Origin of the sequence: Streptomyces sp. KL2 (assembly GCF_046529545.1) — a bacterium.
In the GTDB taxonomy this organism is placed as follows: Bacteria; Actinomycetota; Actinomycetes; order Streptomycetales; family Streptomycetaceae; genus Streptomyces; species Streptomyces radiopugnans.
This window is the reverse complement of record NZ_CP127170.1, coordinates 2,975,115-3,000,242: the sequence shown is the minus strand read 5'-3', so window position 1 is coordinate 3,000,242 and position 25,128 is coordinate 2,975,115. Positions and strand designations below refer to the sequence as shown.

The following is a 25,128-nucleotide window of genomic DNA, read 5'->3' as shown; positions in this document are numbered from 1 at the left end:
CACAGGTGAGGCGCGCGGTGCGGCCTGCCCGGTTCGGCGGCGCAAAGGCCGCCGAACGTGTCGCTGCACACGACCGGTCGCGTGGTCGGCCGCTGGAAGGCTCGGCGGCGGGACGCCGTCGCCGGTGTCCGGGGCGTCCGGTGGGCCGGGGTGGCGCAGAAAGCGGGCGGGGGCTCCGCCCCGGTCAGCGCCTGTTCGGGGGCGTGCGCAGGTAGAAGACGCCCCCGCCGGTGAGGAACGCGGCGAACATCAGCAGGAACAGGGGAGCGGCGAGGGCGACCGCTCGCCCCGGCAAGTCGGTCCGGACCGCCGCGTACGAGCCCCACGGCGTGGAGCGGACGGCTATGACGTCCCCGGCCGCGCCCTCGTACCTGACCTTCACCGCACCGGGGGACGCCTCCGCTCCCCCGTCTCCGACCCGCTGGGCGGCGCACTCCGTGTAGGTTCCGCCGCGCCCGCCCCCCTTGGTCTCGCAGTGGAGCACGCGTGCCCGGATCTCCTCGCCCAGGATCCCCGCCGCGGGAAGGGTTCTCCCCGCCGTGTAGACGGTGAGGACGAGCATCACGAGCCCGCCCAGGAAGAGGCCCGCGACCTCACTCGCCTGCCTCCTGTTCAGTCCCCTCATCCCAAGCCTCCCATGGCCGCTCGGCCGAGCCGGTGAGTGTGTTCGGGCTCCCGGCGCTCCGCCGGGGGCAGGGTGTCCCCGCCCCGGCGGGCGCGGCGCGGACGGTCCGGGGCCACCGGGGCGGGCCGCAGGGGCGGGCCCGTCCGCTCGTCACCGCCGGCCGGCGAGGCCGGACCGCCAGGCCCATGCGGCGATCTCGACGCGGTTGCGGGCGGAGAGCTTGGCCTGCACGTTGCCGAGGTGGGTCTTCACCGTGCCCACCGAGATGGACAGCTCACCGGCGATCTCCGCGTTGGTGAGCCCCGTGGCCACCAGCCGGACCACCTCCGTCTCGCGCGCCGACAACCCGGGGTCCCGCTCCTCCCGGGGCCCGGACGGGGCACCGCCCGACAGGCCGCGCAGCAGGCGCACGGTGATGGACGGGCTGACCAGGGCCTCCCCTGAGGCCGCCGCCCTGATCGCCTCGACCAGCAGCGCGGGACCGGAGTCCTTGACGAGGAAGCCGCACGCGCCGTCGCGCAGCGCGCGGTGGACGTACTCGTCGTCGTCGAACGTGGTGACCACGACGACCCTGGGCGGGTTCACCAGGCCGGGGCGGGTCAGCCTGCGCAGTGCCTCCAGTCCGTCCAGCCTGGGCATGCGGATGTCCATCAGCACCACGTCCGGCCGGCACCGTCCGGCCAGCTCCACCGCCTGCACGCCGTCCGCCGCCTCCCCGACGACCTCGATGTCGTCCTCGGCGGCCAGGATCATCCCGAAACCGGTGCGGACCATGGCCTGGTCGTCCGCGATCAGCACCCGGATCGTCATGCGGCACCCCCCACCGGCAGCGTCGCCCTGATGCTCCAGCCCCCGGACGCCCCGGGGCCCGCCTGCACCGTTCCGCCGATCATGTTCACCCGTTCCGTCAGTCCCCGCAGGCCGAACCCCCCGCCCAGGGCACGGCCCAGGGCGGGGCGCGACCGTCCGTCGTCGCTCACCTCCACCGTGATCCGGTCTCCCGACCGGATCAGGCGCACCTCCACCTCGGTGAAGTCCCGGGCGTGCCTGCGCACGTTGGTCAGTGCCTCCATCACCACCCTGTGCACGGTGGTGGTCACCTCCACCGGCAGGTCCTCCAGTACGCCCTCCGTCCGCAGCCGCGCCCGTCCGCAGCCGCCGCCGCCGACCGGAGCGAACCCCTCCACCAGGGACCGCACTCCCTCGATGCCCGCGAGCGGCGCGAGTACGGCGCCCGCACCGTCCGGGCTCCCGGCCGGGTCCGCGTCCGCGTCGCGCAGCATGCCGACCATGGCGCGCATGGACCTGAGCGCCTCCGCCCCCGCCTGCTCGATCCGCTCCAGCGCGGGCGGCACCAGGTGGGGCTTCCCGGCCGCGACCGCGCGGGCTCCCTGTGCCTGTACGACGATGCCCGTCACATGGTGGGCGACGAAGTCGTGCAGGTCCCTGGCGAACTCGGCGCGCTGCTCCAGCCGCACGGTGGCCTCCCGCCGCCGTCTGTCCGCCGCGACCACGCGTACGGTGAGGCCGGCGCCCAGCGCCGCCGTCGCCACCAGGGCGAGGAAGAACGCGGCGGCGACGCCGGTCTCCTTCACTCCGGCGGCCAGCGGCCTCAGGACGACCGCCGCGATCAGCGCCGGTGCCGTCACCGCCGTCCACCCGGGCGCCGCACGCCAGGCGACGAGTGTCAGCAGTCCCAGCAGTGCCGCCGGCTCGGTGGCTCCGTACGGGTCCGCGGGGGCCTGGAAGGCGGCCGTGGTGCCCAGCGACGCCACCGCCGCGGCGCCGGCCGACGCGGGCAGTGCCCGGGGCCCGAGCCGTGGCGAGAGCAGGAGGACGGCGACCGCCAGCAGGGCGCATCCGAGTTCGAGTCCGCCGACCGCGGCGTCGTGGAACGTGCCGTAGCGGTGGTCGAGCAACCCGAGGGCGAGCAGCAGCGCCGCCACCACCGACCACACCACGGCGCGCGGCCGGGGCCCTCGCCGAGACCTCATGCGGGTGAGCGTAGCCGGAGGGGGTCGGAGGGGGGTCGGCCGAAAGTCGCAGTGGGCGGTGGAGGTTCCGTCCTCGGGGAGATCCGCCGCCGCGGTGCGGCGGACGAGAGTGGCACCGCCGCCCGGACGACACACGGGGCGGCTGTCCGTCACAGCGAGGAGCATGCCCATGGGCGACATCGACTTCGAGATCGGTTCCACGACCGTGCTGGGACCACTGCTGGCCGTGTACTGCCTCGTACTGGCCGTACGCGCGGCGCGGCGCAGGCCCGGATGGGCCGGGAGGCAGGCCGTGACCCGCCTGGTCGGCGCCCTCTACCTCGCGGGCGTGCTGAGCATCACGGTCTTCCCGGTCGCCGTGACCTACGGCACGTACGCGAACCAGGTGCCGTGGTACGAGATGGTCCAGCCCGTTCCCCTGCTCGTCGCCGACCTCAGCTTCGTGCCCAACGTGGTCATGCTGGTCCCGTTCGGGATGCTGGTTCCGCTGGTCTCCCGGCAGGGCTCCTCGCTGAAGCGGGCGACCGTCCGGGCGGCGCTGTTCAGCGCGTCGATCGAGGTGGCGCAGTGCCTCATGTACGTCCTGTTCAACAACGGCCGGTCGGTGGACGTCAACGACCTCCTCGCCAACACGCTGGGCGGAGCGGCCGGCTATCTGGTCATCCGGACGGTGCTCCGCAGCACGGCGGCGGCCGGGGAGCTGCGCGCCTTCGCCCTGCCGGGTTCCGCGGTTGCGCAGGACACCGCGAACCGCAGTGCCGAGCCCTGTGCCGGTCACCCCTCGGGCGCCGTCGGGCCCGGCCGGCCGTGATCGGTCCCGCGGCGGGGGCCGCGGGAGCGGGCCGGCGCGGCCGGCTCGTGGCGCGCCCGTGTCCGGGAGGCCGGGCGCCGGGGGTCAGCCGCCGGCGGCGGGCGGGGTGGCGGACGGGTCGAGGCGGCGCAGGACGCGGCGCAGGAAACGGGCGCGGTCGCTGCCGTCGGGGACTTCGGCGAGGCGGGTGCGCAGGCGGCGTACGAGGCCGACGGGGACGGAGTCCGTGTCCGCGGCCGTGCCGCTCAGCAGGCGGTCGGTGGTGTTGGCGCACCAGTACAGGAGGAAGGGCAGCTCCTCGCGGGCGGTGGCCTCCAGCAGCACCTCCAGCTTCGCCGGGTCCGGTTCGGTGTGGAGGCGGGCGAGGGCGGCCAGGCGCTCGCCGGGCTCCTCGGACGCCAGCATGGCGTCGGTGTCGAAGCCGGGTACGCGCGGCACCACCTTCAGCATCTCGCCGAAGATCCGCTCCTGGCGCGCGGTGCGCAGGGGGCTGCTCGGCATCCGCTCGCGCACCTGCGCGTACTCGGTGACGAGCCGCTCGAGGGCGCCGGCCGCCCAGGAGGCGTCGTCCTCCGTTCCCCGCCGGTCCTCCGGGCCGGGGCCGTTGGCCGCGGCGAGGGCCACGCGGGCGGTCGCCGCGGCCCCGTCCACCTGCTGGTCCAGGCGCGTGGCGCGCTCCTCCGCCGCGCCGATGCGCTCCTCCAGCCGCCGGTACTCCAGCCGTGCGCCGCCCGGCAGCTCGATGCTGTGGAACAGGTCGCCCAGCCACGGCACCAGGGCGATCACGAGCAGCGCGACCGCCGTGCTGTCGATGCTCAACCCGGGGAACAGCACGTGGACGAGTGCCAGCGCCGTCGCCGCGCAGGTGACGGCGGCCCCCGTCCAGCGCCGGCGGCGTACGAGGCCGCGCTCGGTGTCCCCTGCGTCGCTCCCCCTGGACATGGCGTCCAGGATGGCAGGGCGCCCGTGCCGCTGTCAGGCGTCCCGGGAACTCTCCGGGGAGCGGTCCTGGGGGTACCAGCGCAGCTCGACGGTGTTGCCGTCCGGGTCGAGGACGTAGACGGACTGGGCGGTGCCGCGCGCCCCGAAGCGGGGGCCGGGGCCGTCCACCACGGTGAGGGCGCCGGAGTCCACGACCTCCTGCCAGTCCAGCGGTTCGACGACCAGGCAGACGTGGTCCACGTTGGAGCCGTCCCGGGGGCCCGCGACCAGGTCGATGATGGTCGTGTCGCTCACCCGCACCGACGGGAACGGCGCCTTCCCCGCTCGCCACTCCTCCACGCGCACCGGTTCCAGGCCCAGCGGGCCGCAGTAGAAGCCGAGGGACCGCTCGACGTCCTCGACGTTGAGCACCAGGTGGTCGAAGGCGATGACGCGCACGGCGGTCTCCTCAACGGGCTTTCGGGGGCGGGCGGTCGTCGACCGGGAGCGCCTGCCACGCTATCCGCCGGGGAGCGCGGGGGTATCGGCCGCTGGTCCTGCGTCTGCGGAACGAGTGGCGGGGCGCCGTGAGCCGGGCGGCGTACGGCGCGCGGTTCACGCCCCCGGCCCGGAGGGCGCCCGGCGGCGCAGCGCCGATTTGACCGTGTCCACCACGAGCCGGGCCGCGACGCCCACCAGCAGCAGGCCGCCGGCCATCTGGACCATCACGATGATCCGGGCCGGCTGGGAGCGGGCGGTGATGTCGCCGTAGCCGACGGTGGCGAACGTCGTGAGCGCGAAGTACAGGGCGTCGGTGCGGGTGAGGGGTTCGGTGAAGCTGCCCGGCTCGGCCCTCTCCAGCAGGTGGTAGACGGTCGCGAACAGCAGCAGGAACAGCAGCAGTACGCTCACCAGCGCCTCGGCGGCCCGCAGGATCGGGCGGGGGGAGCGTTCGATCTCGCGGATCTCCCAGAGGAACAGGGCGAGGACGGCGAGCAGCCCCAGGACGAGGATGACGGCCGTGCCGCCGGTGAACTCCTCGTCCACGGGCAGCAGGTAGTACGCCGCCAGGAGCGCCGCGGTGATGAAGGCCAGCCGCGCCGCCGCGAGCACCGCGGGGACGCCGTGGGCGGCGCGGGTGTCGCGGGCGCCCTCCCAGCTGTCCGGGGGCGGCCGGTGGGGCGGTTCGGGTGGCGGCACGTGCGTCTCCCGGCGGTTCGGTCGCGGCCCGCGAGGCTTCGGCGGGCATGAGGGCTTCGGCGGGCACGGGGGCCGCGGCATGAGGGCTTCGGCGGGCGGGCTTCGGCTCGGGGCCGCGTCCGGCCCGCGGTGGCGTCATGGGCGGACCGACACCGTCCAGCCGCGTTTGTAGGTGTCCGGCACCGGGTGGCGCGGCCAGTCGCGCGCCCAGGGCGGCGGGTCCGCCCGGCGCATGACCACCGCGTCGGACCGCTCGGGGGCGCGCGGGTCCGTTCTGACGCAGCCCGCGGCGTGTGCGACGGGGATCGCCGAGTCGTTGCCCGTGACCGCGCAGGGGGCGCGGACGCCGTGCGCGTGGAGCACCGCCGCGATGCGCCGCCAGTCCTCGCGCGCCTGCTCCTGGACGCCCGCGTGGGTGTGCGCCAGGGTGGCCTGGACGGCCAGATGGCCCGCCAGCGCCACGGCGAGGACGACGGCCGCCGGCACCGAGCGGCGGGCCCGGTCCACCAGGCGGAGCAGGCCGAGGGCGGCCGGTACGGCCAGCAGCGCGTAGCCGGGCAGCAGGAAGCGCGGCGCGGCGTAGGGCAGCAGGAAGAAGTACTGCGCCATGAGCGAGCCGGCCGTGACCGCGGCCAGCCACAGCGGCGCCGCGTCCCCCGTGCCCGCCATGCCCCACGGCGTACGGGAGCGGCGTGCCGCGAGCAGGCCCAGCGCGGCGAGCAGCGCCAGCAGCGGCCACCAGGCCGCGGCCGCCCACCACACGCCGTCGTCCGTGCAGGGGCGGCACAGCAGCGGGCCGTCCAGCGAGGTGAGGTGGTGGGCCACCGACAGCACCGGCCGCATGCCGCCCTGGACCTCGCTCGCCTCGGCGAGCCGCTGCGCCACCCCGCCGAACCGCAGCCACGCCTCCACCACCCACGGCAGCGCGCCCGCCGCGGCGCCCGCGGCCACGGCCACGACCCTGCCCCGGCCGCGCCAGGCGGGCACCGCGACGGCGGCCAGCAGCAGGGGCACGGCGACGGCCGCGCCCTCGTTGGGCCGCATCAGGGTCGCCACGGCCAGCCCGGCGGCCAGCCCGGCGTACCGCGCGCCGCGGCCGGGCCCGCGGCCGGCGAAGCAGCCCGCCGCCGCGAGCGCGCCCATCGCCGTGTAGTGGTTGGGCATCGCGGCGCCCGCGTAGAACAGCACCGTCCACAGCGAGCCGTACAGCGCCGCCGCCGCCCACACCGCCGACGGCCGGGGCACCACCCGCAGCCAGGGGCGGAACCCCAGGTACAGCGCGGCGCTCGACAGCGCCAGCAGCCAGATCCTCAGCAGCACGGCCGAGTCGCTCCAGGAGGCGACCGGGAACAGCAGCAGGGGCACGCCGCGGGTGCGCGGGGCGCTGAACGGGGTCGGGGGGCCGTAGGGGGAGAAGCGGCTGGCGTAGACCGTCTCGTCCCAGCCGAGCGGCAGGGTGAGCGGCACCAGGAGGGCGGCGGACAGCGCCAGGAGGACGCAGACGGCCGCCAGTCTCCGGGCCTCCCGCCGCAGGGCGCTCGGCGAGCCCGGCGCCGCGGCCACGGCTCCGGCGCCGCCGAGTCCTCCGATGCCACCGAGCCCTCCGTGGCCGACGAGCCCGCCGGGGAGCGGGACCGTGCGGCCGAAGGTCGGGGCTCTGTCCGGCACGGCGTTCACGCGGCCTCCACCCGGTCGTCCTGCGGCCTGCGGTCTGCCCCCCGCTCGCCGTTGTACCAGCGCGCCGGCCGGGGCGGCGCGCACCCGCGCGGCGGCCGCACCGATCGGACGACGGCCGTACGGCAGCCGGCCTACGGCCGCGTTCCCGGTGGGTGCCGGAACGGGCGAGGCGGGCGGGGGCGCACGCGGGGAAGTGGGCGCTGTGACGTACGCCCCAGGCGCCCGGTCCGCCGTCGGCGGCGGGAGCCCCTGGCACGCCGGGAGCCGCGGCCCGCGCCGGTCCGGGACCGGTCGCACGTGAGGCGGTAAACAGCGTCTGAACTGGGGCTTCGCCCGCCGGAGAGCACCGGGGCCGGCTGCCCCGGACGGGGCGGGCCGCGGCTTTGGGCGGGACCGTGAGGCAGGGTGGCGGGCGGGCCCGCGAGGCGGGGCCGGGACAGGCGGAATCCCGGCCTCCCGGTACGGAAGAAGTCTCAAGTAGGCTACGGCACCGTTGCCGTCCGGCAAGGATGCCGGAAACCGTGACGCCCGCCGATGCTCTCGACCGGGTTCGTACGAAGAAGCGGGGTACAGCGGTGGTGCGGATGGAACTGGGGACCGCGGTGTCCGCCGCCCGTGAGATCGCCGAGGAGGTCCTGCGCCCGCAGGCTGCCGCCGTCGACACGGAGCAGCGGTGGCCCGCGGAGGGCATGGCGGCCCTGCTCTCCCGGCTGGGCGGGCTGGTGGTGCCCGAGCACTCCGGCGGCATGGGACACGGGCTGCTGGCCGTGGCGCAGGTGGGCGAGGCGACGGGCCGGGCCTGCGCGTCCACGTCGATCTGCTTCGGCATGCACCTGGTCGGCTCGGCGGTGATCTCCGCACAGGCCGGCGCCGTGCAGCGGAAGCGGTACCTGGAGCCGATCGCCGCCGGGGAGCACCTGACGACCCTGGCCCTGTCGGAGCCCGGGACGGGCGGCGAGTTCTGGCTGCCGCAGACGCGCATGGAGCGCTCCGGCGACGGCCGGCTGCGGCTGACCGGCGCGAAGAGCTTCGTCACCAACGGCGGCCACGCCGACTCCTACGTCCTGTCCACCGTCGCCGTGGGGCCGCGGACGCCGCCCGGCCAGTTCTCCTGCACGGTCGTCGACGGTGACACGCCCGGCCTGGAGTGGGGGCCCGAGTGGCACGGCTTCGGCATGCGGGGCAACGCCTCGCGCGGCCTGGAGCTGCCCGGTGTGGAGATCCCCGCCGAGTGCCTGCTGGGGAACGAGGGCGACGAGATCTGGTACGTGTTCAACGTCGTCGCCCCCTACTTCCTGATGGCCATGGCCGGCACCTACCTGGGCGTCGCCGCGGCCGCCCTGGAGGAGGCCCGCTCCCATCTGCTGCGGCGGCGCACGCGCGCCGGCCGGGTCCTGGCCGGCAACCCGGTCGTACAGCACCGGCTGGGCACGATGTGGGCCCGGGTGGAACGCACCCGGCGGCTGATCTACCACGCCGCCGCCGAGGCGGAGCTCGGCGGCCCCGAGGCCCTGCCGGGGCTGGCCTCGGCCAAGGCCGAGGTCGCCGACGCGGCCGAGGCGACCGTGAACGACGCCCTGACACTGGTCGGCGGGATCGGCTACGGGACCGACTCGCCGCTGCAGCGGATGCTGCGCGACGCCCGCGCCGCCCATGTGATGTCCCCGGTCACCGACGTGCTGCGGGTGTGGACCGGCAAGGCGCTGCTGGACGAACCGCTGCTGGAGGGCTGAGGCGTGCCGACGATGTCCGGCGGGAGAACCCGCATCCTGCTGGTGGACGTCCTGCCCGAGACCGCTGAGGACTTCGAGGCCGCGTTCGGCGCGGGGGCCGCGTCCGGCGAGGAGGCCGAGCTGGTCCGCGTCACGGCCGCGAGCGTCCTGGAGCACACCGAGGGGACGCCCGGCGAGCGCCCGCCCGCCGTGGCGGTGGTGGGCCGCCGGGTGCAGGCCCCGGTCGGCCTGATCCACGCGCTGCGCCCCCATCCGGCGGACCTGGCGGCGGTGGTGGTCGCCACCTCCGCCACCGACTCCCGGCTCGCCACGCTGCCGATACTCTTCCCCTCCGATCTCGTCCGCCGCGTCCCGGACGCCCGGGCCGACCTGCTGCCGCGGACGGTCCGCGAACTGCTGGAGTCCCTCTCCCGGCGGCGTGCCGAGACCGCGGTGCGGGCCTCCGCCCAGCGGCAGCTCACCAACGGCACGGTGATCAGCCGGCAGCTGGGGGAGCGCCTGCTGGGCGAGTTCCTCACCCAGGCCCCGATCGGCGCGCTCATGCTGGACGACGACGGCGCGGTGCTCGCCTGGAACCGCCGGGCCTCGGCTGTCCTGGAGCTGGACGACCACGGCTCGCTCCGCCGCCCGCTGGCCGACCTGTTCCCGCCGGACGCCCGCGCCGCGCTGCGGCAGCACCTGGACACGGCCCGGGAGCAGTCCTCCCCCGGCCCCGACGTGGTCTTCGAACGCACCAGGTCCGACGGCACCTCGCAGGCCATGCGCATAGCCCCCCAGAAGGTGACGGACTCCCAGGGCCGCGAGCGCGTCCTGGTGCTCGCCGAGGACGTCACCGACCGGCTGCACGCGCAGCGCAAGCTCGCCGAGCGCACCGGCCACGCCCTGCTCAGCGCGGAGGTCGCCGCCGCCATGACGGCCCCCGGTCCGCTGGCCGAACGCCTGCACCGCTGTGTGCGGGCCACCGTGGACCGGCTGGGCGCCGACCGCGTCTGCCTGTGGACCCTGACGCCGTCCGGCAGACCCGAACCCACCGCGTGCGCCGACGCCGACCGCACCACCGCCGCCGACCTGCTGCACCCCGAGCACGCGGACGGAGCCCTGGTGGGGCAGATAGCCGACCGGCAGCGCCCCCATCTGGACCTCACACCCCCCGGCGGCCCCCCGCCCGGGACCGGACGGCCCCAGGGGTCCTTCGCCGGCTATCCGCTGGTCTCCGGCGGAGAGCTGATCGGCGTGCTGACCCTGAACACCCGCCTGGCCCTGCCCGGTTCCACGCTGTCCATCCTGGAGAACATCGCCGACCAGGTGGCCGTCGGCATCCAGCGGGACCGCCTGCTGCAGCGGCTGCGCGCCACCACCGAGGCCCTGGAGCAACCGCTGCTCCCGCCCCGCCTGCCCGAGCTGCCCGGTTTCGACCTGGCCGCCCGCTACCACCCCTTCGGCAGCGGCCTGCACATCGGCGGCGACTTCTACGACGCCTTCACCACCCCCGACGGCCGGCACGTCCTGGCGCTGGGCGACGTCTGCGGCAAGGGGCCCGGCGCCGCCGCGATCACCGGCCTGGTGCGCCACACCCTGTGGGCGGCGGCCCAGCACACCACGGATCCCGAGCACGTCCTGGGCCTGGTCAACAACGCGCTGCGCCGCCAGAACACCCCCTTCTGCACCCTCGTCTACGCCGTTCTGGAGCCTCTCTCCGACCCGGCGGCTCCCTCGGACCCCTCCGGCGCCGTCCGCGTCCGGGTCGCCTCCGCCGGGCACCCCGCCCCGCTGCTGCGCCGCGCCGACGGCGGGACCGAGCTGCTGGAGGTGCGCGGCCCGCTCCTGGGCGTCCTGGACGAGCTGCACCACCCGGTGACCGAGGCGAAGCTGTCCCCGGGCGAGACCCTGGTGTTCTACACCGACGGCTTCACCGAGGGCGCCGGGGCGGAGGACCGCCGCGAGCCCGAGGACCTCGCCGCCCTGCTCGCCGGGCATCCGCTGCCGACCGGCGACGGGCGTCCCGCCGACCGCGTGGTCGCGGCGCTGGTGGAGGACGCCCACTCCTGGTGGGGCGAGCGGCTCCGCGACGACCTGGCCGTCCTCGCCCTCAGCTACCTGGGCTGAGCGCCGCCCCCGGCCGGGCGCCGCCGCCCGGTCTCAGGGGCGGGCCCGGAGATTGGTGCCGTTCAGGCACAGGGCGATGTTGCGGACCGCGGCGGTGAGTTCCTCGATCACACGGGCGGCCTGCTCGGCGTCGTGGAAGGCGGGGCGGTCGGCGGACAGGGAGCTGCTGAGGTCCTCCGTGAGCCGGCGCATCGCGTCCAGCTCCTCGGCGGGCGGCGCGGTGGGCGGTACGGCGGGGGTTTCGGCGGCCGCGGGCTCCGTCGGCGGGGCGGGCGGGGCCGATGGGGCCGGCGGTGCGGGTGCCGGTGCGACGGGGGCGGGCGCGGGGGTGGCCGGGGTCGCCGGGACGAGGGGCACGGGCTCCGGCGCGGGCTCCGCGGACTGTGCGGGCGCGGACTGTGCGGGCGCCTGCGGCTGCGGCCGCTCGGGCGCGGGCCGGGGTTCGGCCTCGGTGGCACCCGTACCCGGAGCCGCCGAAGCGGCGGGCGCGGCCGGAGCGGCAGGCGCCGCGGGGGCCGCTGCGGGGACGGCCTCCCCCGCGCCCGCGCCGTTCACCGCCGGAACGTTCCACCCCCCGGCGGACCTGGACGCGTCCGGCGAGAACCTGGTCTGCGGCGGCAGTACGCTCTCGGCGGTGCCCGGGGACCACAGCGGCGCCGTCGGCTGCGGCGCGGTGGGGACGTGCTCGGCCTTCCACTGCAGCCGGTAGCACTCGACCTGGTCGGCGCAGGCGGTGCGGGCGTGGAAGATCGCGCTGCCCTCGCCCAGGTCGGGGTACCAGAGGTTCGGTCCGGGGAAGCGCACCGTCCGCATCCGGGGCTTGATGGGCTCCGCGCAGCCGATGCAGCAGCCCGCCGGTACGCACAGGCCCGCGCCCTCCTTCTGCGCGGCGGCGCGGGGACCGATCTCCCCGCGGTACTCCCCGTTGCTGCAGGGCGGCAGTTCGCCGCAGGTGCGGCAGACCGCGTAGTGCTCCGGCAGGACCTGCCAGCCGTGGCTGATGGGCGCGCACCAGTGCTTGGGCGCGGAGCGCGGGAAGTTCTCGTTGCGCAGGACCAGCACCACGGGCCGCTTGTAGAAGTCGGCCCGCTCGGGGGGCTGCGCGTTCAGCCGTCCGTTCATCCGGCGCAGGTCCTCCGAGTGCCGCCACAGTTCGAGGTGCTCGCGCCAGGCCTGCTCGTAGGAGAGCGGCCAGGGGTGGTCCCGGTACTCGTCGATCTCCAGGATCCGCCAGGGCTGCCGGTCGAAGACGACGACGTGCCCGCTCCTCAGGCGCAGGTGCGTACCGTTGTCGCCTTCCTTGGGCCAGTCGATGCGGCCGACGCGGGTGGGCTGGTCGGGGAGCCCTTCGCGAACATGCATGCCACGCTCCTCGGCAACGGGACAACTATGGTCAACATGGAGCAGTTTCCACCATTCTGGATCATTTCGGACCTTTAGCCGTTCAGACACGCGCACCGCCCGCCGTCCCGCCCACCCCCTCCGGCAGCCTCCGTGACGCACCGTCAGCCAGGACCGCCGGGCGGCACCGTCGGGAAGCGCCGGTACGCGGCGTCCCGCACCCGGCGTCCGGCCGTGCCGGTACCGGGCGTTCCCGTGAGTATTAACCTTTTGCCCGAGCTTCCCCGCCAATGGTTGGCTGCCCGCCATGAGACCCGTGACCGAGAAGGAAATCCGCGCGTCGTTCGTCAACTGCTCCAAGGGCGAGGCGAAGCGCATGGCACTGCCGCGCGACCTGACCGAACAGCCCTGGGACGACCTGGACTTCCTCGGCTGGCGCGATCCCGCGGCCCCCGACCGCTGCTGCGTCGTCGTCGAACGCGGCGGTCTGCTCACGGGCGTGGCACTCCGCTCCCCCGCCCGGCAGCCGGGCCGCGCCCGCCGCGGCGGCGGCATGTGCTCGCTGTGCCTGACCACGCACCCGGCCGACGGCGTGGCCCTGATGGCCGCCCCCAAGGCCGGCCGGGCCGGGCGCGAGGGCGACTCGGTCGGGCTGTACATGTGCGCCGACCTCGCCTGCTCCCTGTACGTGCGCGGCAGGAGGCTCCCCGATGGCGGCGGGCGGCTGGAGGAGTCGCTGACGGTGGAGGAGCAGGCGGAGCGCACCAGGGCCAACCTCCTCGCCTTCCTCGACCGCCTCCACGCGTGAGCGTCGGCCCGGAGCAGCCCGCGGCCGCCGGGGCGGTGGCCGTCTCCGTCCTGCTCGCCGCCCTGGGCGCCCTGCTGCAGCGCCCGCCGGGCGCGAGGCGCCCGCGCCCGGCGGGCGGGGGCCGGAACGACGTGGGCGCCGGGGGCGGCGAACCGTTCCTCCGCCGCCCCCGGCGCCCCGCGCCCGTGCGGGCTAGATCAGGCCCTGCGCCACCATGCCCTGCTCCACCAGCTCGAAGCCGGCGATGTTGGCGCCGGCCACGTAGTCGCCGGGGCGGCCGTAGCGCTCGGCGGTGGTGTGGCACAGGTCGTGGATGTGCCGCATGATCTCGGTCAGCCGGGCCTCGGTGTGCTCGAAGGTCCAGGAGTCGCGCGAGGCGTTCTGCTGCATCTCCAGCGCGCTGGTGGCCACGCCGCCGGCGTTGGCCGCCTTGCCCGGGCCGAACAGGACGCCGCCCTCGCGCAGCACGCGCACGCCCTCCGGCGTGGTCGGCATGTTCGCGCCCTCACCGACCGCGAGCACGCCGTTGCGGACCAGCGTCGCCGCGTCGTCCCGGTCCAGCTCGTTCTGGGTGGCGGAGGGCAGGGCCACCTCGCACGGCACCTCCCAGACCCGGCCGTCGGGCACGAAGCGCGCCCCGCTGCGCTCGGCGTACGCCGACAGCCGTCCGCGCTCGGCCAGTTTGACCTCCTTGAGGAGCTCCAGGTCGATGCCCTTCTCCTCCACCACGTAGCCGCCGGAGTCGGAGCAGGCGATCGGCACGGCGCCGAGCTGCCGCGCCTTCTCCATGGCGTGGATGGCCACGTTGCCGGAACCGGAGACCACCACCCGCTTGCCCTCCAGGCTCTCGCCGCGCGTCTTGAGCATCTCGGCGGTGAAGACGACCAGGCCGTAGCCGGTGGCCTCCGAGCGGGCCTGGGAGCCGCCCCACAGGACGCCCTTGCCGGTCAGGACGCCGGCCTCCCAGCGGTTGGTGATGCGGCGGTACTGGCCGAAGAGGTAGCCGATCTCGCGCTCGCCGACCCCGATGTCACCCGCCGGGATGTCGGTGTACTCGCCCAGGTGACGGTAGAGCTCGGTCATGAAGGACTGGCAGAAGCGCATGACCTCCGCGTCCGACCTCCCCTTGGGGTCGAAGTCGCTGCCGCCCTTGCCGCCGCCGATCGGCATGCCGGTCAGGGCGTTCTTGAAGGTCTGCTCGAAGCCCAGGAACTTGATGATCCCCAGATTGACGGACGGGTGGAAGCGCAGGCCGCCCTTGTACGGACCGAGGGCGCTGTTGAACTCCACCCGGAAACCGCGGTTGACGTGGGTCTTCCCGGAGTCGTCGCTCCACGGGACACGGAAGATGATCTGACGCTCAGGCTCGCACAGGCGCTCGATGAGAGACTCGTCCAGCAGCTCGGGACGCCGGGCGAAGACCGGTTCGAGGGATTCCAGGACCTCCCACACGGCCTGGTGGAACTCCTTCTCGCCGGGGTTGCGGTGCAGTATCCGGTCGTAGATCTTCTCGATCACGCGTTACTCCTAGAAGGTGCGGCTCCTGTTGTCCCGCCCGGTTCCACCGACCCCTGCGGAACCCGTGAAACGCATGACGCCGAGCACCCCCATGGAGATCGGGTGCTCGGCGTCGTCGTCGACGTGGCGGACTTCAAGCGTGACACGCCTCGGCCGCGAATTCCTCCCGGGGTGCACCGGGCATCCGGCCCGGCGGCCTGAAGCCGGGGCGGTACGGCCGCGCGAGCGCCCCCGCGGCCGGGCCCGCCGCCCGCGGGGAAGGCGTTCCGCGGCGGGTCGCGCACGTGGGGTGACGAACGGACCCGCCCCGGCCCGGCGGCCGGCCGGCACCCGTCGTCCAGGACTACAAGCGCCCTCACTGGTAAGGGATGTGACGTCTTCGGCGCGCGTGCGCGAGCGCCCGCGCGGGAAGCGGGGTACGAGCGCCCGTGCGCCGCGTGGCTCTCTTGGCGGAAGAGAGAGAAGTCATTAGGTTAGCCTCACCTAATTTAACGGCCGTTCAGGCGGCCGGGTGACGCACCCGGAAGGAGGGGACGTGAGCGCTTCCGACGGCGGCTGACGCCGCGCACCGGACGACCGCACCGCCTCCCCGCCCGTGCCGCACCCAGCGAGGTAGAGCCCTTGTCCATCGTTCTCCCGCCATCCGCCGCCCCGCGCTCCGCCTATCCCGCCGACGTCCTGCCCGAGCCGGTCCGCCGACGGCTGCTGGAGCTGGCGCGGGGCGAGGCGCCCGTCTCCGCCTACCTCTACGACGGCCGGGCCGCGGCAGCGCGCGCCCGCGAGCTGCGCGCGGCCCTGCCGGAGTGGGCGGCCGTCCACTACGCGGTGAAGGCCAACTCCTTCCCCGGCGTCGTACGGGCGCTGGCCCCGTACGTGGACGGCTTCGAGGTCGCCTCCCGCGCCGAGCTGGAGCTGGCCCTGGCCGCCCTCCGGGAGCGGGACGGCTCCCCTTCCGGCGATGCCTCCCCCGTACCCGTCGTCGCCGCCGGGCCGGCCAAGTCGGTGCCCGTGCTGACCGCCCTGGTGCGCGCCGGGGTCGAGGCGGTCAACGCCGAGAGCCTGCTGGAACTCCACCGCATCAGCCGTATCGCCGTCGCCGAGGGCACCACCGCCCGTGTGGCGCTGCGCGTCAACCCCGCCGCCGGGCCCGTCTCGGTGCCGGCCTCCGGTTCGCTGCGCATGGGCGGGCAGGCGTCGCAGTTCGGGGTGCCCGAGCCCGATGTGCCCGGGGTGCTGGAGCAGGCGCTGCGGCTGCCGGGCCTGGACGTCACCGGCTTCCACATCCACGCCGCCTCCAACAACCTCGACGCCGCCGCCCAGGCCGCCCATCTGCGCCGGTGTGTGGAGTGGAGCACGGCGACCGCCCGGGAGCACGGCGTGGACCTGCGCATGGTCGACGTCGGCGGCGGCATAGGCGTGGCCTTCGAGGAACTCGCGGGCGAGCGGCCCTTCGACGTCTCCCGCTTCGGCGAGCTGGTCGCGCGGAGCGAGCCGCCGCCGGGCGTGCGGGTGGTCCTGGAGCCGGGCCGCTTCCTGGTGGCCGACTGCGGCTGGTACGCGGCCGAGGTCACCGACGTCAAGCACAGCTACGGCACCGCCTTCGCCGTGCTGCGCGGCGGCATCAACCACTTCCAGCTCCCCACCTCCTGGGACCTGGTCCACAACATCGCCGTCCTGCCCGTCGACCGCTGGCCCGACGGCCTGCCGCGCCCGGAGGCGGCCGGTACGCGCGTCACCGTCGTCGGCGAACTGTGCACTCCCGAGGACACCCTGCTGCGCGATGTCCGGGTGGACCGAGTCCGAGCGGGGGATCTGGTCGTTTTCCCCTACGCGGGCTCCTACGGCTGGGAGTTCGCGATGCACGGCTTCCTCGGCCACCCCGTCGCGGAACGCCACCTGCTGTGACCACCGACCGCCCCCGGGGACGGCCTCCGGGCCGTACCGCCACCGCATTCCTCCTGACGGAGCAACGGAGCGACAACGCGATGACCGTGCCCACCACACCCCCCGCGCCGACCGCCACCGCGGACGCCGTCCCACGGCACCGGTGCGCGCGGGAGCCCTCGGCCCGCGCCCGCGCCCGCGTGTACCGTCGCCGCCCCGGGCGGGCGGCGTGACAGGGCGCGTCCGGGCCACGGAAGCGGACGTTCCGGCTGCTCGGGACGGCAGCGGGCGCTCCCAGACGCTGAGCGCACTCGTCGACGGGCTGCTGACGGCCGCCGGGTCCGGTGCGGGGACACGGCCCGGCACCGCCCCGTCCGCGGCCGCCCCGCTGCCCGGTGCCGCCCTGTCCGGTTCCGCGGACGGTCCCGGCGCCCTGGAGCCGCTGCTGCGCGCCGCGCTCGCGGCGCTGGAGGAGGGCGCGGCGCGGCGCGGCGGCCCCGTACCGGCGCTCGAACCCGGGGAGCTGGCCGCGCGCGTCGCCCGGGAGTACGCGGCGGCCCGCGGCACGGAGGCCCTGCCCCGGCTGGCCTCGCTGCTGGCGTACGGCAGCGCCGACCCGGCCGACCCGCTGTGCGCGGCCCACCTGCACTGCCCGCCGCTGGCCGTCGCCGTCGCAGCCGACCTGGCCGTCTCCGCGCTCAACCCCTCGCAGGACTCCTGGGACCAGGCACCGGCCGCCACCACCCTGGAGACGCTGCTGCTGGCGGAGCTGGCGGAGCTGGCGGGCTACGGCGAGGAGGCCGCCGGGGTGCTGACCTCCGGCGGCACCGAGTCCAATCTGATGGGCCTGATGCTGGCCCGCGACCGGGTGCTGGGGCGCGCATCGGGGCGGCAGGTCGAGCTGGAGGGCGTACCGCGCACCGGCCCGCGCCCCCGCGTGTTCACCTCCGCCGCCGCGCACTTCTCCGTCCAGCGCGCCGCCGCCCTGCTGGGTCTGGGCGAGGACGCGGTGGTGCCCGTCGGCATCGACCGCGCCCAGCGCATGGACCCCGGCGCGCTGGCCGGCGCCCTGAAGCGGTGCGCGGAAGCCGGCGAGCTGCCCGTCGCCGTCGTCGCCACCGCCGGGACCACCGACACCGGCACGGTCGACCCACTGCCCGAGTGCGCGCGCCTGGCCGCCGAGTACGGCGCCTGGTTCCACGTGGACGCGGCCTACGGCGGCGGCGCGCTGCTGTCGGACCGCCTGGCCCCGCTGCTGGACGGCGTCGAACTGGCCGACTCCGTCTCCCTGGACTGGCACAAGCTGGGCTGGCAGCCGGTCGCGGCGGGCGTGTTCCTCGTCCGGCGCGCGGAGACGTACGCCTCGCTCGCCCGCCGCGCGGTCTACCTCAACCCGCGCGACGACGAGGAGGCCGGCTACCCCAGCCTGCTCGGCCTGTCGCTGCGCACCACCCGCCGCGCGGACGGCTTCTCCATCGCCGTCACCCTGCGCACGCTGGGCCGCGAGGGCCTGGGCCGGCTGGTGGACGCCTGCCACGACCTCGCGCTGGCCGGGGCGGCGGCGGTGCGCGCCCACCCCCGGCTGGAGCTGCACGCCGACCCGGTGCTCACGGCGTTCCTCTTCCGCTACGTACCGCGCGAGGAGGGCCGCGCCGATCGCAGCGCCGGCCACGGCGCCGACCCGGCGCGGGCGGACCGGATCAACGCCGCCCTGCGGCGCAGGCTGCTGCGCGAGGGCCGCGCGGTCGTCGGCCGCACCGAACTGCCGGGCGAGGGGCCGGGCCGGGTGCGGCTGAAGCTCACCCTGCTCAACCCGCACGCGACGCCCGCCGACGTCGAGCGGCTGCTGCACGCGGTCGCCGAGGCGGGCCTCGCCGAGGAGCGGGCCGAGGAACGGGCCGAGGAACGGGCCGGGAGCCGAGCCGAGGAGGAGCCCCTGTGAACCCGACCCCCCGGGGCGGAAACCCGCCGGTGCGCGGCGGCCCGTACGACGGCACCGACCCGCTCGACCACCCCGACCCGCAGCGCGCCGCCTGCACCGCCGCGGCCGAGCGGCTGCTGCGCGCGTACGTCCGCGAGACCGGCACCGAGGTGCCGGCCGCCGGGCAGTCGCTGCACCTGGTGCTGCCGCTGAGCAGGATGACGCTGCGCGTTCCGGTGCGCTACCGGTCCGCGACCGGCTGGCACCGCTTCGGCGAGGTGCGCGTCGTCACATCGGAGCGGGGCGGCAGCCTCCCGGCGGGCATCTCGCTGGCGGCGGCGGGGCTGGTCCGGGAGCACGCGCTGCGGCGCGGCCACTCGCTCCTCGACGGCGACGACGCGGTGGCCCGGGTGCTGGACTCGGCCCGCCGCACCGCCGTCCATCTGGCCCGGCGCCGTGCGGAGGCCCCGGGCACCGCGGGCCCGACCCCCTTCCTGGACGCCGAGCAGGCGCTGCTGCTGGGCCACCCCCTCCACCCCGCGCCCAAGAGCCGCGGGGAGGCGTCGGACGCCGAACTGGAGGCTTACTCGCCGGAGTTGCGCGGCTCCTTCCCGCTGCACTGGTTCGCCGCGCACCCGGACGCGGTCGTCGGCGAGAGCGCGGACGGCCGCCCCGTCGCCGAGCTGCTGCGGTCCCTGGCGGCGGGTGTGGAGGTGCCCGGCGGCATGGTGCCGGTGCCCGCCCACCCCTGGCAGGCGCGCGAGGCCGTACGCCGCCCGGAGACCGCCGCGCTGCTGGAGGCCGGGCTGCTGCGTCCGCTGGGTCCGGCCGGCCCCGCCTGGTACCCCACCTCCTCGCTGCGGACGGTGCACCGGCCGGACGCGGGGGCGATGCTGAAGCTGTCGCTCGGCATGCGGATCACCAACTCCCGCCGCAACAACCTCCGCGGCGAACTGCGGCTGGGAGTGCGGGCCGCACGGCTGCTGGCCGCCGGATCGCCGGACCGCCCCGGGCCGGGCGGGTGGCTGCGCGCCGAGCACCCGGAGTTCGGCATCCTGCGCGACTTCGCATGGGTGTCGGCGGGCCGCGGCGAGGGCGCCCCGGAAGCGGGACCGGAGACGGGGCTGGAGACGGCGGTACGCGACAACCCCTTCCGGGGCGGGAGCGGGAGCGGGACCGGTGAGGCGCTGTGCGTGGCCGGCCTGCTCGCCGAGCGCACCGGCCCCGGCGACGGATCCCCGCCGCCGTACCGCGCCGCGCTGTGCGAGGCCGTGGAGCGCGCCGCCCGCGCCCACGGGATCTCCACCGCCGAGGCGTCCGAGCGATGGCTGCTGCGCTACCTCGACGTGCTGGCCGTACCCCTGATCCGCCTCCAGGCCCACCACGGGATCGCACTGGAGCCGCACCACCAGAACACCCTGGTGGCGCTGGGCGCCGACGGACTGCCGGTGGCGGGCCGGTACCGCGACAGCCAGGGCTACTACGTCGCCGCCTCCCGCGCCGCCGCGCTGGAGCGGCTGCTGCCGGGCCTGTACGAGGGGGTGGAGCTGGTCTTCGAGGACTCCTTCGTCGACGAGCGCGTCGCCTATTACCTGGGCGTGAGCAACCTGCTGGGCCTGGTGGGCGCGTTCGGCTCGTTCGGCCTGGCCCGCGAGGAGCGCCTGCTGCGCGTGCTGCGCGGCGCGCTGGAGCGGCTGCGCGCCGCCGAGCCCGGCGCCAAGGGCCTGCTGGACCTGCTGCTGGACGCCCCGTCGCTGCGCTGCAAGGCCAACTTCCTGACCTGCGTGGACGGGCTCGACGAGCTGGTCGGCGACGTCCACACCCAGTCCGTCTACATCGACCTTCCCAACCCCCTCGCGGAGGCACAGCGGTGACCGACCACTCCACCCCGCCGCACGGCGTGTACGACCTCGTCGGCGTCGGCATCGGCCCGTTCAACCTCTCCCTGGCCGCGCTCTGCGACGGCGTGCCGGGACTGGACACCCTCTTCCTGGACCGCCGGCCCGCCTTCTCCTGGCACCCCGGCCTGCTGCTGGAGGGCACCGTCCTGCAGGTGCCCTTCATGGCCGACCTGGTGACGATGGCCGACCCCACCAGCCGCTGGTCGTACCTGAACTACCTGCGCGAGCACGGGCGGCTGTTCCCGTTCTTCTTCTCCGAGCGCTTCCACATCCCGCGCCGCGAGTACGACCACTACTGCCGCTGGGTCGCCGAGCGCCTGCCCTCGTGCCGCTTCGGCTCGGAGGTGACGGCGGTGGAGTGGGACGCGTCGGCCGAGGCGTTCGCCGTCACCCACCGCGCGCCGGGTGATTCGGGCGGGGGCCGGGAGGGGCGCGTGCTGGCCCGCCGGGTCGTCCTCGGCGTCGGCACCACCCCGGTCGTGCCCGAGCCGCTGCGCCCCCTGCTCACGCCCGCGCACGCCGGGCGCGTACTGCACAGCGCCGACTACCGCACCCACCGCGCCGCCCTCGCCGCGGCCGACGACGTGACGGTGGTCGGAGCGGGGCAGTCCGGCGCGGAGGTCGTCCTCGACCTGCTGCGGCGCCAGGACGGCGAGGGGCGCGGCGGCCCGTACGTGCGCTGGCTGGCGCGCACCCCGGCGTTCGCGCCCATGGAGTACTCCAAGATCGGCCTGGAGCACTTCACCCCGGACTACGTGCGCTACTTCCGCGCCCTGCCCGAGGCCGTCCGCGACCGGCTGGTGCGCGAGCAGTGGCAGCTCTACAAGGGCGTCAGCGAGCACACCCTCGGCGAGATCCACGACGAGCTGTACGAGCGGACCATCGGCGGCGGCCGGCCGCGCGCCGACCTCCACCCGGGCGTGGAGATCACCGCCGTGCGCCCCGTGGAGGACTCCGGGGGGCGGGGCTACGTGCTGGGCTGCCGCCACACCCGGCAGGGCACGGAGTTCGAGGTGCGCACCTCGGCGGTCGTCGCGGCCACCGGCTACGCGGCCGTACGACCGGCCTGCCTGGACCCGCTGGAGAAGCTCGTCGACTGGGACGCGCGCGGCCGCTACCGCGTCGGCGGCGACTACCGCGTCGCGCTCGACGCGAGCGTCACCGGCGCGCTGTACGTGCAGAACGCCGAGATGCACACCCACGGCGTGGGCGCGCCCGACCTGACCCTCGGCGCGTGGCGGGCGGCGGTGATCCTCAACTCCGCCGCCGGGCGCACCGTACTGCCCGTGCCCGACCGGGCGGCCTGGACGACCTTCGGCGCGCCCGGGCCCGAGCCCGGGACCGGAGAGCCCGGGGCCGGGGCGCGCGCCGGGGAGGCGGCCCGATGAGCGCCGTCCCCCGCGACGCCTGGCGGGAGGCGGGGCGCAGACTGCTGGCCAAGGCCGTCGAGGAGTTCGCCTACGAGGAACTGCTCGTCCCCGAACCCGACCCCGAACCCGCCGCCGGGCCCGCCGGCTCCCCCGGCGCGTACCGGCTGGACCTGGGCGGCGGGGTGTCCTGGACGTTCCGCGCCGCCCGCGGCTCCTTCGGCTCCTGGCGCCTGGTCCCCGGCACCCTGCGCCGCCACCCCGCGCCCGGCGGCGACGCGGAGGGGGAGGAGGCCGGCCCCGAGCGGCTGCTGCTCGACGCCCGCGCGGTGCTGGGCTGGGACGGCCCCACCACCGCCGAGGCGCTGCGCGAGCTGACCGCGACCCGCCGCGCCGAGGCCGAGGTCATCGCCCGCGACCTGCCCGCCGCCGACCTGGCCGACCTGGACCACCTGGAGCTGGAGTCCCACCAGGACGGCCACCCCTGCATGCTGCTCAACAAGGGCCGCCTGGGCTTCTCCGCCTCCGACGCCGCCGCCTACGCCCCCGAGGCGGCCGGCGAGGTGCGGCTGCGCTGGGCGGCCGTACACACCACCCTGGCCTCGTACGCGGGCATACCGGGCCTGGACGCTCAGGCGCTGCTGTCCGAGGAGCTGGACGCGGCCGTGCGCGAACGTTTCGCCACCGCCCTCGCCGACGCCTGCACCCAAGGCCCTTACGCCCCGGGCGACTTCGTCTGGCTGCCGGTCCACCCCTTCCACTGGGACGAGGCCGTGGCCACCCTCTTCGCCCCCTACCTCGCCGACGGCCGGATCGTCCCCCTCGGCGAGGGCCCGGACCGCTACCGGCCCCTCCAGTCGATCCGCACCCTCGCCAACCTCGACCACCCCGGCCGCCGCAACGTCAAGGTGCCGCTGCTCATCCGCAACACCCTGGTGTGGCGCGGGCTGTCCACCGAACCGACGCGGGCCGCGCCCGACATCAGCGCCTGGCTGCACGCGATACGCGACACCGACCCCTACCTCCGCGACGAGCTGCGCTTCCACCCCCTGGGCGAGGTGGCCTCCGTCGCCGTGCGCCACCCGCTGTACGAGTCGGTGGCCGACGCCCCCTACCGCTACCACGAGCTGCTGGGCGCGGTGTGGCGCGAGCCGGTGACCGCCCTGCTGCGCGACGGTGAGAAGGCCCGCACGATGGCCGCCCTGCTCAAGACCGGCTCGGACGGGAAGGCGCTGGTCGCCGAGCTGGTGGAACGTTCCGGCCTGGCCCCGCGCGCCTGGCTGGCCCGCTTCCTGGCCGCCCTGCTGCCGGGGCTGCTGCACTGCCTGTACCGCCACGGCATCGCCTTCTGCCCGCACGGCGAGAACACCGTGGTCCTCCACGACGCCCGCGAGGTGCCCGTCGGCATCGCGCTCAAGGACTTCGCCGAGGACGTCAACCTGCTCCCCGGCCGCCGCCCCGAGTACGCCGGGCTGCCGCCGCGCGCAGACGCCGCACTGCTGCGCTGGCCGGCGCGCGAGCTGGCGCACTCGCTGCTGAGCGCCGTCTTCGCGGGCCACTTCCGCTTCCTCGCGCCCCTGGTGGAGGAGCATCTGGGCGTCCCCGAGGCGGACTTCTGGTCCCTGGTGCGTGCCGAGGTCGGCCGCTACCACGGCCGCTTCCCCGAACTCGCCGACCGTTTCGAGGAGTTCGGTCTGCTCGCGCCCTCCTTCGACCGGGTCGCCCTCAACCGCGAGCAGTTGCTGGGCGGCGGCTTCCACGACCGCGCCGAACGCGACGAGGGCTTCGACGTCGTCCACGGCACCGTCCCCAACCCCCTGGCCGGCGCGGCCCCCTTCTCCCGATCCGCCGAACCCGCCGCTTCCAACGCCTCCACCGCCTCCACCGAGGAGTCCAGGTGACCGACCCGTACGAGCGGCTGCGCGCCGAGGCCGAGGCGGGGCGCGTCGAGGAGGTGGTCGTCGCCGTGCCCGACCTCCAGGGGCGGCTGATGGGCAGCCGACTGTCCGTGCCCTACTTCCTGGAGGAGGCCGCCCGCGGCGGCTTCGGCGCCTGCGTCTACCTGCTCGCCACCGACGTGGAGATGGACACCGGCCCCGGCTACGCCATCGACGCCTGGGACAGCGGCTTCGGCGACTTCGTCCTGCGCCCCGACCCGGCCACCCTGCGCACCGTCCTGCCCTGGGACGAGGGCACCGCCCTCGTCCTGGCCGACGCGGTGTGGCCCGTCGGCCCCGGCGGCGAACACGGCCCCGGCCCCGACCACGGACCCGAGCCGGTCGCCGTCGCCCCCCGCCACGTCCTGCGCACCCAGCTCGACCGGCTGGCCGCCCGCGGCCTGACCGCGTACGCCGGCACCGAGCTGGAGTTCCTCGTCTTCACCGCCTCCTACCGCGAGGCCTGGGAGCGCCGCTACACCGGCCTGCGCCCCGCCGCCCGCTACAACACCGACTACTCCCTCCAGGGCCTGGAGGAGGTCGAGCCGGTCGCCCGCCGCATCCGCCGCGCGATGACGCGCGCCGGGCTGCGGATGGAGACCGCCCGCGGGGAGTGCCACCCGGGTCAGTACGAGATCGTCTTCCGCTACGACGAGGCGATGGCCACCTGCGACAACCACGTCCTGTTCAAGGACGGCGCCAAGCGGATCGCCGCCGCCGAGGGCGCCTCGCTGACGTTCATGCCGAAGTTCGACGAGGGCGAGGGCAACTCCTGCCACGTCCACATCTCCCTGCGCGGCACCGACGGCACGCCCGTCCTGGCCGACCCGTCCGCCGGTGACGGCATGTCGGAGCTGATGCGGCACTTCGTCGCCGGGCAGCTCGCCTGCCTGCCCGACCTGACCCTGCTGATGGCCCCCAACGTCAACTCCTACAAGCGCCTCCGGCCCGGCGCGTTCGCCCCGACGGGCATCGCCTGGGGCCGCGACAACCGCACCTGCCCGGTACGGGTGGTGGGCTCGGGGCCGTCCCTGCGCATCGAGCACCGCGTCCCCGGCGGCGACGCCAACCCGTACCTGGCCGTCGCCGCCGCCGTCGCCGCCGGGCTCCACGGCATCGACAACCGCCTCCCCCTGCCGCCGGAGCACACCGCCAACGCCCTCGCCGACCCGTCCGTCCCCCGCCTGCCCGCCACCCTCACCGAGGCCCTGCACCGCTGGGAGAACAGCGGCATCGCGGCCGGACTCTTCGGCAAGGAGACCGTCGCCCACTACGCGCGGGCCGCCCGCGCCGAACTGTCCGCCTTCGAAGGCGCGGTCACCGACTGGGAGCGCGTCCGCGGCTTCGAGCGCCTGTGAGCCCGTACGCGCCGCCACCGCCGGGG

Annotated in this window: 19 protein-coding genes; 10 read left to right on the top strand and 9 right to left on the bottom strand. The window is 75.8% G+C overall.

The annotated features are described in order from the left end of the window. Positions 1-184 precede the first annotated feature (184 nt). The 3 genes from QPK52_RS13575 to QPK52_RS13565 all read right to left on the bottom strand — a co-directional run bounded on the left by QPK52_RS13575 (position 185) and on the right by QPK52_RS13565 (position 2,619). Positions 185-625, bottom strand: coding sequence for a hypothetical protein (locus tag QPK52_RS13575; RefSeq protein WP_410537748.1), 441 nt, complete (start codon positions 623-625; stop codon positions 185-187). Positions 626-775: 150 nt separating this feature from the next. Beyond that, the gene (locus QPK52_RS13570) at positions 776-1,435 is read right to left on the bottom strand and encodes a response regulator (protein ID WP_410537746.1); all 660 of its coding nucleotides are present in this window, start codon (positions 1,433-1,435) and stop codon (positions 776-778) included. Further along, positions 1,432-2,619: a sensor histidine kinase gene (locus QPK52_RS13565; RefSeq protein WP_410537744.1), complete on the bottom strand. Its 1,188-nt coding sequence runs from the start codon at positions 2,617-2,619 to the stop codon at positions 1,432-1,434. Before QPK52_RS13565 ends, QPK52_RS13570 begins: the two co-directional genes overlap by 4 nt. Positions 2,620-2,788: 169 nt before the next feature. On the opposite strand from QPK52_RS13565, the gene QPK52_RS13560 reads away from it, so the two are divergent. Beyond that, a complete protein-coding gene (locus tag QPK52_RS13560) occupies positions 2,789-3,430 on the top strand; it encodes a VanZ family protein (protein WP_410537743.1) in 642 nt (213 codons plus the stop codon). A gap of 84 nt (positions 3,431-3,514) precedes the next feature. Here QPK52_RS13560 and QPK52_RS13555 read toward each other — a convergent pair whose 3' ends face one another. The 4 genes from QPK52_RS13555 to QPK52_RS13540 form a co-directional block, all read right to left on the bottom strand. Then, the gene (locus QPK52_RS13555; protein ID WP_410537742.1) at positions 3,515-4,372 is read right to left on the bottom strand and encodes a hypothetical protein; all 858 of its coding nucleotides are present in this window, start codon (positions 4,370-4,372) and stop codon (positions 3,515-3,517) included. Between the two features lie 33 nt (positions 4,373-4,405). Then, positions 4,406-4,810 carry a VOC family protein gene (locus tag QPK52_RS13550; RefSeq protein ID WP_410537740.1) on the bottom strand — a complete coding sequence of 135 codons (405 nt, stop codon included), beginning with the start codon at positions 4,808-4,810 and terminating at the stop codon, positions 4,406-4,408. Positions 4,811-4,966: 156 nt separating this feature from the next. Then, on the bottom strand, positions 4,967-5,551 hold the full coding sequence (locus QPK52_RS13545; RefSeq protein WP_410537739.1) for a potassium channel family protein: 585 nt from the start codon (positions 5,549-5,551) through the stop codon (positions 4,967-4,969). Positions 5,552-5,686: 135 nt separating this feature from the next. Further along, positions 5,687-7,228 carry a hypothetical protein gene (locus tag QPK52_RS13540; RefSeq protein WP_410537738.1) on the bottom strand — a complete coding sequence of 514 codons (1,542 nt, stop codon included), beginning with the start codon at positions 7,226-7,228 and terminating at the stop codon, positions 5,687-5,689. A 584-nt stretch (positions 7,229-7,812) separates the two neighbouring features. Between QPK52_RS13540 and QPK52_RS13535 the strand changes: the two genes are divergently transcribed. Then, positions 7,813-8,961, top strand: a complete 1,149-nt coding sequence (locus QPK52_RS13535; protein WP_410537737.1) for an acyl-CoA dehydrogenase family protein — start codon at positions 7,813-7,815, stop codon at positions 8,959-8,961. A 12-nt stretch (positions 8,962-8,973) separates the two neighbouring features. Then, complete coding sequence (locus QPK52_RS13530) at positions 8,974-11,067, top strand: SpoIIE family protein phosphatase (protein WP_410540324.1); 2,094 nt, start codon at positions 8,974-8,976, stop codon at positions 11,065-11,067. A 33-nt stretch (positions 11,068-11,100) separates the two neighbouring features. Here the strand turns inward: QPK52_RS13530 and QPK52_RS13525 are convergent, their stop codons facing one another. Beyond that, the gene (locus QPK52_RS13525; RefSeq protein ID WP_410537736.1) at positions 11,101-12,429 is read right to left on the bottom strand and encodes a hypothetical protein; all 1,329 of its coding nucleotides are present in this window, start codon (positions 12,427-12,429) and stop codon (positions 11,101-11,103) included. A 286-nt stretch (positions 12,430-12,715) separates the two neighbouring features. On the opposite strand from QPK52_RS13525, the gene QPK52_RS13520 reads away from it, so the two are divergent. Beyond that, entirely contained in the window at positions 12,716-13,216 is a 501-nt protein-coding gene (locus tag QPK52_RS13520; RefSeq protein ID WP_410537735.1) for an FBP domain-containing protein, read from the top strand. Between the two features lie 192 nt (positions 13,217-13,408). Here QPK52_RS13520 and gdhA read toward each other — a convergent pair whose 3' ends face one another. Further along, positions 13,409-14,734, bottom strand: coding sequence for an NADP-specific glutamate dehydrogenase (gene gdhA / locus QPK52_RS13515; RefSeq protein ID WP_410537734.1), 1,326 nt, complete (start codon positions 14,732-14,734; stop codon positions 13,409-13,411). Between the two features lie 621 nt (positions 14,735-15,355). On the opposite strand from gdhA, the gene QPK52_RS13510 reads away from it, so the two are divergent. The 6 genes from QPK52_RS13510 (at position 15,356) to QPK52_RS13485 (ending at position 25,102) form a co-directional block, all read left to right on the top strand. After that, positions 15,356-16,639, top strand: coding sequence for a type III PLP-dependent enzyme (locus QPK52_RS13510; protein WP_410537733.1), 1,284 nt, complete (start codon positions 15,356-15,358; stop codon positions 16,637-16,639). A gap of 367 nt (positions 16,640-17,006) precedes the next feature. Then, entirely contained in the window at positions 17,007-18,560 is a 1,554-nt protein-coding gene (locus QPK52_RS13505) for a pyridoxal phosphate-dependent decarboxylase family protein (RefSeq protein ID WP_410540323.1), read from the top strand. Beyond that, a complete protein-coding gene (locus QPK52_RS13500; RefSeq protein ID WP_410537732.1) occupies positions 18,557-20,413 on the top strand; it encodes an IucA/IucC family protein in 1,857 nt (618 codons plus the stop codon). Before QPK52_RS13505 ends, QPK52_RS13500 begins: the two co-directional genes overlap by 4 nt. Continuing rightward, positions 20,410-21,828, top strand: a complete 1,419-nt coding sequence (locus tag QPK52_RS13495) for a lysine N(6)-hydroxylase/L-ornithine N(5)-oxygenase family protein (protein WP_410537731.1) — start codon at positions 20,410-20,412, stop codon at positions 21,826-21,828. Before QPK52_RS13500 ends, QPK52_RS13495 begins: the two co-directional genes overlap by 4 nt. Next, entirely contained in the window at positions 21,825-23,708 is a 1,884-nt protein-coding gene (locus QPK52_RS13490; protein ID WP_410537730.1) for an IucA/IucC family protein, read from the top strand. Before QPK52_RS13495 ends, QPK52_RS13490 begins: the two co-directional genes overlap by 4 nt. Beyond that, positions 23,705-25,102 (top strand): glutamine synthetase family protein, encoded by a 1,398-nt coding sequence (locus QPK52_RS13485; protein ID WP_410537729.1) that lies wholly within the window; start codon positions 23,705-23,707, stop codon positions 25,100-25,102. The genes QPK52_RS13490 and QPK52_RS13485 overlap by 4 nt, the downstream gene beginning before the upstream one ends. The last annotated feature ends 26 nt before the right edge of the window (positions 25,103-25,128 follow it).

Excerpts from the sequence above, each read along its gene's own strand:
- QPK52_RS13575 (WP_410537748.1), bottom strand. The coding sequence starts at position 625 with ATGAGGGGACTGAACAGGAGGCAGGCGAGTGAGGTCGCGGGCCTCTTC.
- QPK52_RS13570 (WP_410537746.1), bottom strand. The coding sequence starts at position 1,435 with ATGACGATCCGGGTGCTGATCGCGGACGACCAGGCCATGGTCCGCACC.
- QPK52_RS13565 (WP_410537744.1), bottom strand. The coding sequence starts at position 2,619 with ATGAGGTCTCGGCGAGGGCCCCGGCCGCGCGCCGTGGTGTGGTCGGTG.
- QPK52_RS13560 (WP_410537743.1), top strand. The coding sequence starts at position 2,789 with ATGGGCGACATCGACTTCGAGATCGGTTCCACGACCGTGCTGGGACCA.
- QPK52_RS13555 (WP_410537742.1), bottom strand. The coding sequence starts at position 4,372 with ATGTCCAGGGGGAGCGACGCAGGGGACACCGAGCGCGGCCTCGTACGC.
- QPK52_RS13535 (WP_410537737.1), top strand. The coding sequence starts at position 7,813 with ATGGAACTGGGGACCGCGGTGTCCGCCGCCCGTGAGATCGCCGAGGAG.
- QPK52_RS13530 (WP_410540324.1), top strand. The coding sequence starts at position 8,974 with ATGTCCGGCGGGAGAACCCGCATCCTGCTGGTGGACGTCCTGCCCGAG.
- QPK52_RS13525 (WP_410537736.1), bottom strand. The coding sequence starts at position 12,429 with ATGCATGTTCGCGAAGGGCTCCCCGACCAGCCCACCCGCGTCGGCCGC.
- QPK52_RS13520 (WP_410537735.1), top strand. The coding sequence starts at position 12,716 with ATGAGACCCGTGACCGAGAAGGAAATCCGCGCGTCGTTCGTCAACTGC.
- QPK52_RS13490 (WP_410537730.1), top strand. The coding sequence starts at position 21,825 with ATGAGCGCCGTCCCCCGCGACGCCTGGCGGGAGGCGGGGCGCAGACTG.